This window comes from Fictibacillus nanhaiensis (assembly GCF_019801215.1).
Lineage (GTDB): Bacteria > Bacillota > Bacilli > Bacillales > Fictibacillaceae > Fictibacillus > Fictibacillus nanhaiensis_C.
Map to the genome: position 1 here is coordinate 1 of NZ_JAHVJO010000006.1, position 12,494 is coordinate 12,494.

Consider the following 12,494-nt stretch of genomic DNA (forward strand, 5'->3'; position numbering starts at 1 on the left):
TTTATAATTATGAAAGATATCAAAAACGACTAAACGGCCTCAGCCCTATAGAATATAGAGTTGAAGCCGCTTAGAGTGTTTTATTATTTCATCTGTCTACTTGACGGGGTGCAGTTCAAAGGGGTCAGCTCTCATTAATATTTAAAGCCCTTTTTCTTCAATCTCTTGAAGCACGCCATCCCACATCATGATCCGGTATTCCAATGCTTCTTGTGCTGTTTTTTTCGCTTCTTCTACCTTCGATTCGTCTTCTCCGCATAGAGAGAGAAGAAGTCGTTCTGCAAGTGGTCCATGCTCGTCACCATCCAGCTCAATATGACGATGCAAATAGTATTTTAGCGTTTTAGCATCTACGCCATTTGCTTCTACTTCGTCTACAAGAGTTTGGAACATATCAGGAATCAGATCTTCTCTGCCAAAGAAAAAGGCTGCTGCCACTTCATGGGGCTTTCCTTTCATCGCAAGTGTCATGCTATGGGTAACAAAACCTTCAACTGACTTAGGTACGTTGCATGATTTCAGGGCTTCGATCGGGTCCTCGCCTCTTGAAACTCTCTCCATGTAGTTCTCCATTAGAGAATTATCTGCCCCAACTTCATTCATTGATTTTAAATAAAGTTCAAAGTGAGAGATGAATCCACCTTCACCGTTTTCATCTGTTTCTTCGCCGAGAACGATTTCATTAATAAAACGTGCATATTCAGGGTGTGGCTGCGGCATCCACGGAAGAGTTATACCCGTTAATTCTTGCTGAAGTTTCTTAAGTAAGCTCATAAAATCCCAAACTGCAAAAACATGATGCTTCATCAAAACGCGAATGCGTTCTGGTGTCTTCATCTCTTTATAAAGCGGATGAGAAAGCAAGCGATCGCGTACCTCGATTAATTCTTCTACATGAAGATTACTCATCTATTAAATCGTCCCTTCAAGATAAATTTGTTACCATCATCATAGCCGATTTACTTTAGCTTCAGAAGTATTATGTGCAGTGTTTCACAAAGGTTTCACATTTCCTGTACTTTTTTTGTACGATAAAAAAGGTTTTGTTTAGGGAATCATCTAATAAAGAATAAAGAAGGAGGGATAGATTATGGCTCAAACCTTTACCATCCAGACCCATCAAAGAGATGAAATGTATGAAATTACGAGTTCATTGCAAGCGTTTCTAGAAGAACAGCATGTTAAAGAGGGTGTGATGTATGTGTATTGTCCGCATACGACAGCCGGAATTACCATTAATGAAAACGCAGATCCTGATGTTGTAAAAGATATGCTGATGAGACTTGACGAAGTCTATCCTTGGGAACACCCGAAATATCGTCATGCAGAAGGGAATTCCGCCTCACATTTAAAAGCAAGCACAGTTGGTTCCTCACAGGCCGTCCTGATTAAAAATGGCGAATTACTGCTAGGAACTTGGCAAGGGATTTACTTTTGTGAGTTTGATGGACCAAGACAAAGGAACTATCATGTAAAAATAATAGCTGAATAAATTCATCGCAAACTTAAAAATGCCGATTTCTTTATGAAATGGGCTTTTTTTGTGGTTCAAATTGATTAGGGATATTTAGAGGATTTTGTAGAATAAAAGGGAAAACTTTTAAATTCAATATATTTTTTCTTTTTTTTCTAAATTTTAGTTGTCTATCTTCTCGTATTCATGTACTATTTTTTTAATAGTAGAAATTATCAAAATATTCAAAATGAGGGGGATTTTAGGTGGGGATTAAAAAAGGGTTAAAAGTAATAGCAGCTTCTGCATTATCTTTAGGACTTTTAGCAGGCTGTAATGCTGGAGGATCAAGCGGCAGCGGTGAGGGAAGTGGAAAGGTCATCAAAATCGCCACGCAAACTCCTTTATCAGGCGGAAGTGCAACATTAGGTGAATCCATTAAGCTTGGGGCTCAACTAGCACTCGAAGACAATAAGAAGAAGTTTGAGGACTTAGGGTACAAGCTTCAGCTTGTGCCATATGATGATCAAGCAGATCCTAAGAAAGGTGTAGCGAACGCCCAGCTTATCGGCTCAGACAAATCTATTCTTGGTGTTGTGGGGCATTTAAATTCAGGCGTTTCTATTCCATCATCTGAAGTATATGAAAAGTATAAAGTTCCTATGGTTTCTCCAGCTAACACAGCGACAGAAGTTACAGACCGCGGTCTGAAGACGGTAAACCGCATCGTAGCTCGTGATGATTTTCAAGGACCGGCTGGTGCAGACTTTGCTATGAAAAAGCTTGGAGCGAAGAAAATCTTTGTTATCCAAGATAAGACAGCTTACGGTACAGGACTTGCTGATGCATTTAAGAAAGCTGCCGAAGATGCAGGAGCTGAAATTCTTGGTTATGAAGGAATTACTGTTGGTGAAAAAGACTTTAACGGTGTCCTTACACAAGTTTTAGCAAAGAAACCTGACTTAGTATTCTTTGGTGGCCTATATACAGAAGGCGGACAATTGATCAGACAAGCACGTGACAAAGGGATCTCCATTCCATTCATGGGCGGAGACGGACTGGATTCGTCTACACTTGTTGAAATCGCAGGTGATGCTGTAAATAACGTTTACTACACATCTGTTGCAGCTGATTCAAGCAAAACATCAGAAGGACAAGCATTTGCTTCAAAGTATAAAGAGAAGTTTAACAAAAACGTCGAATCCTATTCCGCGTACGGATATGATTCGATGAGCGTTTTACTAGCTGGACTGGAAGCTGCAATCAAAGGAAGCGATGGAGAACTTCCAGCTCGTGAGAATGTAGCTGAAGAAGTTCGTAAGATTCAAGATTTCAAAGGTGTAGTTACACAAGTTGGTTTCGATGACATTGGAGATAACAAGTTTGCAAAAGTTTACATCTATAAGTTCAGTGAACCTAAATATCCTGGAGTTCAAGAAGGCGAAATCAGTAAGTAAACGAATGTTTACATGAGAGGGAATGACCCTAAAGGCCATATCCCTCTTCTTTTTTACATTTACTCCCTAGTTGTGAAAGAGAGGAAAAATTATGTTAGCTGACATTTTAAACACATTGCCTCAAGTACTCGTGGATGGTTTAGCGTTAGGTGCCATTTATGCTGTAATTGCACTTGGGTACACGATGGTTTATGGGATATTGGAACTGATCAACTTTGCGCATGGTGAGATCTTTATGACAGGTGCTTTTATTGGTGTAGCCATGCTTATTCTTATGACAGGTATGGGATGGCTCGCTGCGATGCCTGCCATTCTCGCTTTAATTCTTGTATTAGTTGTAACATCCATTCTTACCGGGTTTATGGGAGTGGGGATAGAACGAATGGCGTACAGGCCGCTTCGAAACTCGCCAAAACTCATCACACTCATTTCGGCAATTGGTGTTTCGTTCTTGCTTCAAGATTTGGTTCGTTTTATAACAGAATACAAAAGAGGCAATTATATCTTAACGGGACCTTCGATGTTCAATTCTCAGTTTACGATTAAATTTTCAAGTGTTTCTTCATCATTCAGTGATGCGTTCTTTAAAACGTCAACCCTTATTCTCATTATTTGTGTTGTAGTGATGATGGTTGCTCTGGACTTCTTTGTTAATAAAACAAAATGGGGTATGGCGATGAGAGCTGTAGCTCAAGACCGTGATACGGCATCACTAATGTCGATCAACGTGAACAAAGTCATTTCACTCACTTTTTTTATCGGGTCCGCTCTTGGTGGAGCGACAGGTGTTCTGTTCGCCGTTCAATACGGAACCATTGATCCTTATATCGGATTCATTTTAGGATTAAAAGCCTTTACAGCTGCCGTTCTCGGCGGAATCGGAAACATAAGAGGAGCGATGGCTGGCGGGATCATGCTAGGTCTCTTAGAGATGTTTGCAGCAGCAAATCTTCAGCTTCTAACGAACGGAGTACTTGGGGCTGAATATAAGGATGTTTTTGCATTTGCTATCTTAATTATCGTTCTGATTTTCAAACCAGAAGGACTGTTCGGAAAAGCAGTTACTGAGAAAGTGTAGGTGAAGACCATGCAAAGGCTAACAAGTAAGTTAAAAGGAAACAAACTCGCACAGATCATATTACTCGTGCTTTACGTATTGGTAACTTCACTGAGCTTATATTTAGCACAAGCCTCAGTTACCGCATTTCTTCTACTTTTAGTTTCATTATTACTGCTTTATTATACAGAGCTTCCAGACCGGCTAAAGTGGGTGATAGCTGGAGTTGTGTTGGTCGGAGTCATACCTTTTGTCGCAAGCACTGGACCAAGTTATCAGTCTTACATGGAAGTAGCAACTGTCGTCGGTATTTATGTGGCTATGGCATTAGGGCTGAATATTGTTGTAGGTTTGGCAGGCCTTTTGGATCTTGGATTTGTTGCTTTCTTTGCAATAGGTGCTTACACATACGGAATATTTGCTACGGCTCAGGCTGCAAATTTCATGCCTTTCGGAGTGTTCCCTCTATCGGGTGATAGTTTTTGGATCTTTATTTTGATCGGCTGTTTTGTTGCGGCGCTGTTTGGTGTTTTGTTAGGAATTCCGGTTCTTCGTGTAAAAGGAGATTATCTCGCTATTGTTACGCTGGGATTCGGTGAGATTATTAGGATCGTTTTTAATAACCTGGATAAGCCGGTTAACATTACAAACGGTGCGATGGGGTTGGCATCTGTAAAACCTCCTGAAATTTTTGGCTTTCAGTTCGTTTATCCCAATCAGTTCTATTTTATTGTTTTAGCCATTTTGCTCTTTGTCATTCTTGCTGTAAGAAGATTTGAGTTTTCAAAGATCGGTCGGTCATGGAAAGCGGTAAGAGAAAACGAGATTGCCGCTCAATCTATGGGGATTCATCTTGTTCGTACGAAACTTTTAGCTTTCGCCATCGGGGCCTCTTTCTCAGGAATGATGGGTGTTGTTTTTGCGGCAAAGCAGACGTTTGTTGACCCAACGAGTTTTACGCTGCTAGAGTCTATCACGATTCTCGTAATGGTAATCTTAGGCGGGATGGGAAGTGTTCCGGGTGTAATTCTAGGGGCGGCCGTAATTACGATCCTTAACCTCCAAGTACTTACTGAGGTTACGAATTATCTGAATCAATTAAGCTTAAACGGGGTTATTAGCTTTCCAGAAGCGTTGTCACCAGCTAAAATGCAAAGATTTATCTTTGGTGCCATCTTAATCATTTTTGCAATTTACCGTCCACAAGGATTAATTCCTGCAAAAAATCCTGTTTTTGATGAAGAATCATTGAAAGAAGGATCGGAGAATCACAGAAAGAAACAGATTAAGGTAGAGTCAGATAAAGGATTCCAAGCATAGGGGGTGTTAAGGGATGTCAATTTTAACAGTCAGTAATATCAAGAAACAATTTGGCGGTCTTGTAGCTGTTAACTCGGTTGATATGACAGTTGAAAAAGGGTCCATTACAGCAGTTATCGGACCGAATGGAGCAGGGAAAACAACGTTTTTTAACTTGATTACAGGGGTTTATCAGCCTGATGAAGGAAATGTTCAGCTAGGATCGAGCTCTTTAGTTGGATTAAAGCCCCATGAAATTTCCAGACTCGGAATTGCAAGGACGTTTCAGAATATCCGTCTTTTTTCCAATATTACAGTTCTAGAAAATGTAATGGTAGGTTTGCATAAGCAATTGAAGGCAGGAATTGTCGGTACACTGTTTCAAACGAAAAAAGTACGTGAAGAAGAACTGCGAGCGCAAGAAGAAGCCTATCACTGGCTGGAATATGTCGGTCTTGCTCAGCATTTGAACGAAGAGGCTCAGAATCTATCTTACGGTGCTCAGCGGAGGCTAGAGATTGCTCGTGCCTTAGCATCAAAACCGCGACTTCTGCTGCTTGATGAACCGGCTGCAGGCATGAATCCAAGGGAAACTCGTGAGTTAACAGAGTTTATTCACCGTATGAGAGATGACCTGAACGTAACAATCGTATTAATCGAGCATGATATGAAGCTCGTTATGGAAATATCAGAACATATTATCGTTTTAGATCATGGAGAAAAAATAGCTGAAGGAAAACCAGCAGAGATTCGCAACAATGTAAAAGTAATTGAAGCTTATCTTGGCAAAAGTGCTGTAACGCCAGCGTAAGGGGGGAAATCGATGAGTATCTTACAATTGACCGATGTAAACACATTTTACGGTGGTATTCATGCACTAAAAGGAGTCAGCATCTCTGTTGAAAAAGGAGAGATTGTTACTTTAATTGGTTCAAATGGAGCTGGAAAATCGACTACGTTAAAAACGATAAGCGGACAAGTGCTGCCGAAAACAGGTACTGTGATTTACGAGGGAAAAGATATTTCCAAACAACCTGCTCATTTGACTGCACAAACAGGAATCGCTCACGTTCCAGAAGGGAGAAGAATTTTTCCGAGACTAACTGTCAAAGAGAATCTGGAGATGGGAGCATTTATCGTAAAAGATAAGAAGACCGTCAAAGAACGGATGGAACGCGTCTTTCAATACTTTCCAAGGCTTCAAGAAAGGCTTAGCCAAAAAGGAGGTACGATGAGCGGTGGTGAACAGCAGATGCTTGCAATTGGTCGTGCACTGATGTCGAAACCGCGACTTTTGCTGCTCGACGAACCTTCAATGGGGCTCGCTCCCGTCATTGTAGAGCAAATCTTTGATATTATAAATGACTTAAATAAAGAGGGAATGACGATTCTTCTCGTTGAACAGAACGCATATCAGGCTCTGCAGGTCGCTCATCGCGGCTATGTTATCCAGACTGGTGAAATTGTAATGGCGGGCCAAGGCAAAGATTTAATAAAAAATGAACAAGTACGCGAAGCATATCTCGCCTAAAACTACAGAAAATAACCTGGCTTACAAGCCCGGTTTTTTCTTTTGTTAAAATTAACCTTTAATTCTTTTGTAAAATGGTATACCTTTAAAAGGAAGATGAAGGGGGTTTGAAAGATGATCAAAGTACTCTTTGTTTGTTTAGGCAACATATGCCGTTCTCCGATGGCTGAAGCCATTTTTCGTGACTTAATTCAAAAAGAAGGACTTCAAGAAAGAATTTCGGTCGATTCAGCGGGTACAGGCAACTGGCATGTTGGCGAGCCTCCTCATGAAGGGACTCGAACCATTCTAGCAAGAAACCAAATCTCGTATGAAGGACAAAAAGCGCGTCAAATCAAAACAAACGATTTGACTCAATATGATTATATTATCGGGATGGACGCTGAAAATGTAGGAAATATGCATAAAATGGCTGGACGGTCAGAGACAGGAATGATCGCAAGGCTTATGGACTTCGTACCGGAAAATGAATTCGAGGATGTTCCAGATCCGTATTTTACAGGAAACTTTCAAGAAGTATATGAACTTGTTTCAGTCGGGTGTCAAAGACTGCTGCAAGAAATAAAGAATAGAGAATCGTTATAAACAGGGGGATAAACATGGGTGAAATCAGGCAGCTATCGTTAGAGCATGAAGTGCGCGAGGCGTTTCCGGTAATGAGTCAGCTTCGGACGCACCTTTCAGAGGATTTATTTTATGAACTCTTTTTGCACATGCAACAAGAAGGCTATACACTACTTGCAAATTATCATAATGGAAAGATTGTAGCACTTGCTGGTTTTGCCATGCTTACAAATTTCTATGATGGAAAACATGTATATCTGTATGATCTGATCACTGACCATGAGGAACGTTCAAAAGGATATGGAGAAGAGCTTTTGGCGTTTTTAGAATCGTTTGCCGCACAAAATAACTGTGACTGTCTTACGTTAAGCTCTAACGTAAACCGAGTAGATGCACACCGTTTTTATGAAGAAAAAATGCATTACGAAAGACCAAGTTACGTGTTCAAGAAAAAGTTCTAAGCCCTTATATATACAGAAGAAAGCTGGCTATCAAGATCAAATAATGATCGTTGGAAGCCAGCTTTTCCTATATTGCAATATGTTTGTTTGGTTCTTATTAAGCGCGGCTACGCATACTGCGCATGATCCAGCTTACAATAAGTACAACTACGATTGCTCCGATGATAGCTGGAATAATGGCAAATCCTGCTACCATTGGACCCCAATCACCTAATAATAATCCACCTAACCATGCACCAACAAAACCTGCGATGATGTTACCGATGATTCCGCCTGGTACGTCACGACCAGTTAATAGTCCTGCTAACCAACCAATGATTCCTCCAATTATAAGTGCCCATAATAAACTCATGTAAAATTCCTCCTTTTTTTTGTGTGTTGTGATATGGAATTACTCTTAAGTTACCCATTATAAAAATTTATAAACTTATGCTGAAAAAAGTTTTTATCAACACCTAGTAAGGGAAAGATAGTAAGTAACAGACAAGTAAGTAAGGGGTGAGCAGACCATTGACATTGTGGCACATACTTAAAAGCATGAAAGCTAAATCATTTGGAATTGAATTTATGCACGGGTTTAAAAGAGGGGATGTTACAGGCCTTGCTGCACAGCTAGCCTATTATTTTCTATTATCGTTATTCCCCTTTCTTATCTTTTTGCTGACGTTGGGTGCTTTTTTTATTGAACCTAGTGAAGCCCTTGATTTGATCCAACACTTTGTGCCAGCAGAAGCTATGGATTCGGTAAGAGAAAATTTGCTGGCTGTTCTTGAAGGCAGGAGTGGAGGGCTCCTTTCAATTGGAATATTAGCAACGCTTTGGTCAGCTTCAAACGCTATCAATGCAGTAATTAAGACGTTAAACGAAGCTTACGGTGTTGAAGAATGCCGGAGTTTCGTAAAAACAAGGTTACTTGCCATATTTTTAACGTTCGGTGTCATTTTTGCTTTTATCATTGCGTTAGTATTTCCGGTGTTCGGTAAGATGATTGGCAACGCAGCTTTTTCTTATTTAGGTTTAAGTGATGAGTTTTTACAAATTTGGGGTGTTCTTCGCTGGTTGATCAGCTTTTTGATTATTTCAACAGTCGTTTCGATTCTTTACTACTTAGCCCCATGTAAAAAGTTGAAGTATAGTGAAATCTGGTACGGTTCTCTCGTCGCCACTTTCTTATGGCAAATCGTATCATTTGGCTTCGCTTTCTATGTTGATCATTTCGGCAATTATTCCGCAACTTACGGAAGCATTGGGGCCATTATTGTGCTGATGCTTTGGTTTTATTTAACCGGTATTGTTCTCTTGTCAGGCGGTGTACTAAATGCCACGTTTCATAAATATAAGATTGATTTTGCCAAGAAAAGGGGCTTGTTAAAAGCCAAATCGTAGGAAATCCTAGTAATACCTTTTGCTAAAGGAGGTATTACTTTTATGGGAAAAAGCAACAAACAAAATACCAACAAAAGTAAAGACAACAAAAATGAAAGTAAAAATAAAACAAGCAGCAGTGCGAATAAGAAAAATAACTTTCATTAAATGTAAAGCTGCCCGATTACGGGCGGCTTTTTGCTTTTTAGGTAAATATTTTTTACACGTTAACGTCTGTGTTATAATGTTTTTCGTTACGCTTTGGACTCAGAAAAGGAGGAGATAAGGGTGGAAGCACTTATACTCTCATTTATCGATTTTTTAAAACAATTTTCTTATCTCGGATTAATCATTGCACTTACTTTTGAATTTGTTCCTGCTGAGCTTGTTTTACCGCTCGCGGGGTTTTGGGTATTTGAAGGAGACATGAATTATTGGGTCGCTGTATTAGCGGGAACGTTAGGCGGCACACTTGGGCCTCTTACGCTGTATGCACTCGGACGGTATGGGGGACGGCCCTTTTTAATGAAATACGGAAAATACGTGTTTATTAAAGAAAAAGAAATCAATGCAGCCGATCGCTTTTTTGGAAAATATGGAGCAGGTGTTGCGTTTTTTGGAAGATTTCTTCCCGGTGTTAGAACAACCATTTCGGTTCCGTGCGGGATGGCCAGAATGAACGTCTGGGTATTTTCAACCTACACGTTTCTAGCCATGTTACCGATAACAGCCTTTTATATCTATCTTGGAAAACAATTCGGACCACAATGGAAGGACGTTGGTACGAAGGCGGAAGAGTACATGCTCCCTATAGCGGGATTGATCATACTAGCAGGAAGTTTGTTAATCATCTTAAAAAAGAGCAAAAAGAAAATTACCGCGTAAATTGTGGAAAAATACTGCAGAAAAGTTTGTGTCTTTTACCTGTACTCCATAAGAGATTTGCGTGTTAAACTAAAAAGGCACTTATGGAAATTTTTTATATAAAGGCAGGAGAAGGGCAGTGAACACAAAAAAAATAAGAACGCAATTCAGCATTTGGGGTGCACTCTTTTTTTCTGTGTACTTTGCCATCCTTATTTATGTAACTCTTTTTACTTTTAACGAGTATGTTTATGGAAAGTCGGCTAATCTTGTGCTGTTCGATAGCATTCGTTTGATGTGGGGAAGCAATGATTATTGGCTGATCTTTAAAAATATCTTCGGTAACGTCATGCTGTTTTTTCCGCTAGGACTGCTCCTGCCATCAGCCTTTCAACGATTCTCGTCATGGCGATTTATTTTTATTGCAGGTTTTGGTACGAGCTTTGTAATTGAAGTATTACAAAATGAATACGCACAGCGAATTTTTGATATTGATGATATTTTGTTGAATGGAATTGGTTCAATGATAGGGTTAATTTGTTATAAAATTATAAAAAAAAGAAAAAAGTAAAACCGGGTTGCCTGCTGGCTTCCCGGTTTTTGTTCAATTATTTTGTTTCTTTTCCTAACACACGGTTCACGCGTTTTGTTAACATCTTCATACCATCTCCACCAGCTTGGTAATGACGAAGTTTACCCTCTGCATCAAAAACATAATAAGCAGGGACGTACTCATTTTCAAAAGCATCTGTTAGGCTATGTTCATTATCCACAAAAATAGGCTGTGTAATATCATGCTCGGCAGCTACTTCTTTTATTTGAGCAAGATCCAAGTCTTTTTCAGAACGTGGCATATGAACCGCGATTACATTCAGTTCCTCTTTGTAGTCATCACGAAATTGGTTGATGTTTGGCATCGCTTCTTTACATAAACCACAGCTAACAGACCAGAAGTGTATAAGTGTAGGTTTGTCACCAACGAGGTCGCTCTTTGAAACTTCTCCATTGATCCATTCTGTCGCACCGTTCAGTTCAGGCATATCAGCACGTAATCTCATCATACATATCGACTCCTTATCGTCATAGGTAAAGGTATTTTCATCTCTATTTCCAGTTTAAAGATTGCGGGTACAATGTCAAAATTCCTGCTTTCATAATATGAGTTAAAAGTGAAAAAGTATGAAGACTAAGCAGATTTCGTGTGCAATTTTTGATAAGATTGCCCTTTTGTAAACAGGATGGGCAGACAAAGGAAGAAAAGCATGCCGCAGATTGCAAAGACAAAAGCTCCTCCCTTAAACCAGCTTATAAAGGTCCCTCCGATTAAAGGTCCTGACATACTTCCGATACTAAAACTGATTCCAGCGAGAATGTTCCCTGCCGGAAGGTGATATTTTGGCAAAAGATCACTCATATAAGCGATTCCAAGAGAAAACATCGATCCAACAAACATTCCTGATAAAAAGAATAGCGTAAGAAGGACCCAAAAGGAATGCATCGCCCAATAGGTTGCTAAAAACGAGAAGAATCCGGATACGAACGAGAAGATCAGGATAGGTTTCCTCCCGTACTTGTCACTTAATAACCCTAATGGCAACTGAAACACGAGACTTCCTAAAACAAATGCAGGAAGTAAAACAGCAACCCAATCAATACTTATACCATTTCGAAGAGCAAAAACAGGAAAAGAGCCATGAAGTGTCGCTTCCAGAAATCCATACCCAAAAGGCGGCAGCATCGCGACCCATGCCATTTTCCAAACATCTTTGTAGCGTGAAAAAGCAGTAACACCAGCAGTTCTTGGTGATTCGGTCTCCGGTTTTTCGTTGCGGATGGTCGTCATTAAGAAGAATGACATCAAGCAAAGACCTGCTGCAAGCCAAAAAGGTAAATTCTCATTAACCTCAAGCAATTTAGTCATTAAAGGTCCTATACCAAAGCCTGCACCAAACGCGATACCATAGAGAGAGATATTACGGCCTCTCTTATTTTCAGCGCTATTTGATGTAATCCATGTTTGTGTGGAAAAGTGCAGCATATGATCACCGATGCCAATAAGCAGTCTCAGTACAAACCAAAACCAAAACACTTTCCAAAAGGGAAACAAGAAAAAACAGAATACAACGGCTAAAAGTCCAGATAAAATAAGCGGCTTGTATCCGAACTTTCGTAAAGGCTTCTCTATAAAGGGAGATGCTAACAAGATGCCGATATAAAGGGCAGTTGCGTGGAATCCATTTAATGAAGCTGAAGTTCCATCTTGTTCAAAAATAACAGCGATTAAAGGCAATAGCATCCCTTGCGCGAAACCAGAAATAAATACAATACTGACTAATACAGAAAATCTATAAGCAGAAAGCTGCATGAGCATCTCCTTTTCAAAACAAACTAAAACCATTGTACAATGGATGCAGTTAAAAGTTGAGCAAAAACTTGTTAGAGG

General features: G+C 39.9%; 16 protein-coding genes. 12 read left to right on the forward strand and 4 right to left on the reverse strand.

All coding sequences use genetic code 11. The features are described from left to right. Positions 1–74: IS3 family transposase (locus tag KUV80_RS18925; RefSeq protein WP_425308493.1), on the forward strand; the 74-nt coding region annotated here is incomplete at its 5' end. A 67-nt stretch (positions 75–141) separates the two neighbouring features. Here the strand turns inward: KUV80_RS18925 and KUV80_RS17050 are convergent. Further along, positions 142–909, reverse strand: a complete 768-nt coding sequence (locus tag KUV80_RS17050) for a DUF3050 domain-containing protein (protein ID WP_222463938.1) — start codon at positions 907–909, stop codon at positions 142–144. Between the two features lie 181 nt (positions 910–1,090). Here KUV80_RS17050 and KUV80_RS17055 point away from each other — a divergent pair, with 181 nt between their 5' ends. The 8 genes from KUV80_RS17055 to KUV80_RS17090 all read left to right on the forward strand — a co-directional run bounded on the left by KUV80_RS17055 (position 1,091) and on the right by KUV80_RS17090 (position 7,822). Next, a complete protein-coding gene (locus KUV80_RS17055; protein WP_222463939.1) occupies positions 1,091–1,492 on the forward strand; it encodes a secondary thiamine-phosphate synthase enzyme YjbQ in 402 nt (133 codons plus the stop codon). A 227-nt stretch (positions 1,493–1,719) separates the two neighbouring features. Beyond that, complete coding sequence (locus KUV80_RS17060) at positions 1,720–2,910, forward strand: branched-chain amino acid ABC transporter substrate-binding protein (RefSeq protein WP_222463940.1); 1,191 nt, start codon at positions 1,720–1,722, stop codon at positions 2,908–2,910. Between the two features lie 91 nt (positions 2,911–3,001). Further along, complete coding sequence (locus KUV80_RS17065; protein WP_222463941.1) at positions 3,002–3,988, forward strand: branched-chain amino acid ABC transporter permease; 987 nt, start codon at positions 3,002–3,004, stop codon at positions 3,986–3,988. A 9-nt stretch (positions 3,989–3,997) separates the two neighbouring features. Next, positions 3,998–5,287, forward strand: a complete 1,290-nt coding sequence (locus tag KUV80_RS17070; protein WP_222463942.1) for a branched-chain amino acid ABC transporter permease — start codon at positions 3,998–4,000, stop codon at positions 5,285–5,287. Between the two features lie 13 nt (positions 5,288–5,300). Continuing rightward, a complete protein-coding gene (locus KUV80_RS17075) occupies positions 5,301–6,077 on the forward strand; it encodes an ABC transporter ATP-binding protein (protein ID WP_222463943.1) in 777 nt (258 codons plus the stop codon). A gap of 12 nt (positions 6,078–6,089) precedes the next feature. Then, complete coding sequence (locus tag KUV80_RS17080; protein ID WP_222463944.1) at positions 6,090–6,797, forward strand: ABC transporter ATP-binding protein; 708 nt, start codon at positions 6,090–6,092, stop codon at positions 6,795–6,797. A 114-nt stretch (positions 6,798–6,911) separates the two neighbouring features. After that, the gene (locus KUV80_RS17085; RefSeq protein WP_222463945.1) at positions 6,912–7,382 is read left to right on the forward strand and encodes a low molecular weight protein-tyrosine-phosphatase; all 471 of its coding nucleotides are present in this window, start codon (positions 6,912–6,914) and stop codon (positions 7,380–7,382) included. Positions 7,383–7,396: 14 nt separating this feature from the next. Beyond that, positions 7,397–7,822: a GNAT family N-acetyltransferase gene (locus tag KUV80_RS17090; RefSeq protein WP_222463946.1), complete on the forward strand. Its 426-nt coding sequence runs from the start codon at positions 7,397–7,399 to the stop codon at positions 7,820–7,822. A 97-nt stretch (positions 7,823–7,919) separates the two neighbouring features. Here KUV80_RS17090 and KUV80_RS17095 read toward each other — a convergent pair whose 3' ends face one another. Next, the gene (locus KUV80_RS17095) at positions 7,920–8,174 is read right to left on the reverse strand and encodes a GlsB/YeaQ/YmgE family stress response membrane protein (RefSeq protein ID WP_222463947.1); all 255 of its coding nucleotides are present in this window, start codon (positions 8,172–8,174) and stop codon (positions 7,920–7,922) included. A gap of 158 nt (positions 8,175–8,332) precedes the next feature. Here KUV80_RS17095 and KUV80_RS17100 point away from each other — a divergent pair, with 158 nt between their 5' ends. The 3 genes from KUV80_RS17100 to KUV80_RS17110 all read left to right on the forward strand — a co-directional run bounded on the left by KUV80_RS17100 (position 8,333) and on the right by KUV80_RS17110 (position 10,622). After that, positions 8,333–9,208, forward strand: coding sequence for a YihY/virulence factor BrkB family protein (locus KUV80_RS17100; protein ID WP_246625281.1), 876 nt, complete (start codon positions 8,333–8,335; stop codon positions 9,206–9,208). A 267-nt stretch (positions 9,209–9,475) separates the two neighbouring features. Beyond that, positions 9,476–10,072 carry a DedA family protein gene (locus KUV80_RS17105; protein ID WP_222463948.1) on the forward strand — a complete coding sequence of 199 codons (597 nt, stop codon included), beginning with the start codon at positions 9,476–9,478 and terminating at the stop codon, positions 10,070–10,072. A 118-nt stretch (positions 10,073–10,190) separates the two neighbouring features. Next, positions 10,191–10,622, forward strand: a complete 432-nt coding sequence (locus KUV80_RS17110) for a VanZ family protein (RefSeq protein WP_338083521.1) — start codon at positions 10,191–10,193, stop codon at positions 10,620–10,622. Between the two features lie 37 nt (positions 10,623–10,659). Here KUV80_RS17110 and KUV80_RS17115 read toward each other — a convergent pair whose 3' ends face one another. Further along, positions 10,660–11,109 carry a TlpA disulfide reductase family protein gene (locus tag KUV80_RS17115; protein WP_222464006.1) on the reverse strand — a complete coding sequence of 150 codons (450 nt, stop codon included), beginning with the start codon at positions 11,107–11,109 and terminating at the stop codon, positions 10,660–10,662. Positions 11,110–11,237: 128 nt separating this feature from the next. Continuing rightward, a complete protein-coding gene (locus KUV80_RS17120) occupies positions 11,238–12,416 on the reverse strand; it encodes an MFS transporter (RefSeq protein ID WP_246625282.1) in 1,179 nt (392 codons plus the stop codon). Positions 12,417–12,494 lie beyond the last annotated feature (78 nt).